Source organism: Microbacterium sp. bgisy207 (genome assembly GCF_057706855.1).
This window is the reverse complement of the sequence record NZ_JBYIPB010000033.1, coordinates 1-1,382: the sequence shown is the minus strand read 5'-3', so window position 1 is coordinate 1,382 and position 1,382 is coordinate 1. Positions and strand designations below refer to the sequence as shown.

The following is a 1,382-nucleotide window of genomic DNA, read 5'->3' as shown; positions in this document are numbered from 1 at the left end:
TGAAGCGCCCTGGGTTTCGTAGAGGCTCGGTTACCTGGAACCGGCTCCGACGGGAACCTGTTCTCCAACGTAGCTGACGGGCTCGTGGGATGCCCAGTGGGCGGCCTCGAGCTCGGCGGGCGGGATGTGCCCGATCTCGCCGTGCAGGCGCCGGTGGTTGTACCAGTCGACGTATTCGGCGACCGCGATCTCGACGTCGCGGATCGACGCCCACCCGCCCTTGGGGCGCATCATCGGGTTGCGGATGCACTCGGCCTTGAACAGCGAGTTCAGCGCCTCGGCCATCGCGTTGTCGTAGCTGTCCCCGACCGTTCCGACCGACGCGACGGCGTCGGCTTCGGCGAGGCGCTCGGTGTAGCGAATCGCTCGATACTGAACTCCGGCATCGCTGTGATGGATCAGCCCGGTGATGTCCTGCCCCGCTCTGCGGCGCTCCCAGAGGCCCATGTCGAGCGCGTCGAGGGCGAGATCGGTGCGCAAGCTTGTGGACACCTGCCAGCCGACGACACGGCGAGAGAACACGTCGAGGACGAATGCGGCGTAGGTCCACCCGGCGTGGGTGCGGATGTATGTCAGGTCCGCGACCCAGAGCTGGTTCGGCGCGGTCGCGGTGAACGCGCGCTTCACGAGGTCGGCGGGCCGGTCGGTCTCCGCACCGTCCCCGAAGGTGGTCTTGCGGGTCTTGTCGCGCCGGATGCCCTGGATGCCCGCGGCGCGCATCAGCCGCTCGACGGTGCAGCGGGCGACCTCGACGCCCTCCCGGTTCAGGGCCGCGTGGACTTTCCGGGCGCCGTAGACGCCGAGGTTCGCCTTGTGGACCACCCGGATGTCCTCGGTCAGCTCCGCGTCCCTGACGGCCCGGGCAGACGGCGGTCTGCTCTTTGCGGCGTAATAGGTGCTCGGGGCGATCTGGACGTCCGCGTCACGCAGGACCTGGCAGATCGGCTCGACCCCGAACCGGTCGCGGTGCCCGTCGATGTACTCGACGAGCACCGCAGTCGGCACCTCGGCTACTTCAGCTTGCGGTCGAGCTCCGCCGCGGCGAAAAACGCCGATGCCGTCTTCAGGATCTCATTCGCTCGCCGCAGCTCCCGCACCTCGGCCTCAAGCTCCTTGATCCGCTGCGCCTCCGCGGTCGTCACCCCGGGCGCCTGCCCGGCGTCGATCTCGACCTGCTTCACCCAGCCGCGCAGCGTCTCCGGGTTGATCCCGAGCTGCTCGCCGATGCGCTGCAGCGCACCGGCCTTTCGTGCGGGGTCTTGTCGTGCCTCAACCGCGAGCCGCGTCGCGCGCTCACGCAACTCGTCCGGGTACTTCTTCGGTGCTGCCATGACTCTCATCCTCCGTGAGTTGAGAGCCTCCACCGAACCCGGGGCGCTTCA

1 protein-coding gene and 1 other annotated feature are annotated in these 1,382 nt (G+C 68.6%); the gene reads right to left on the bottom strand.

The window, feature by feature from the left end; all coding sequences use genetic code 11:
* Nucleotides 1-30: 30 nt before the first annotated feature.
* Nucleotides 31-1,331 (bottom strand): IS3 family transposase gene (locus AC3ENO_RS14900; RefSeq protein WP_434971349.1). Its coding sequence is split into 2 segments (ribosomal slippage): nucleotides 31-1,040 and nucleotides 1,040-1,331, totalling 1,302 coding nucleotides; the frame shifts between segments, so codons are not numbered across the junction.
* Nucleotides 901-1,053, bottom strand: a sequence feature (AL1L pseudoknot). It overlaps the preceding gene by 153 nt.
* Nucleotides 1,332-1,382: the final 51 nt, after the last annotated feature.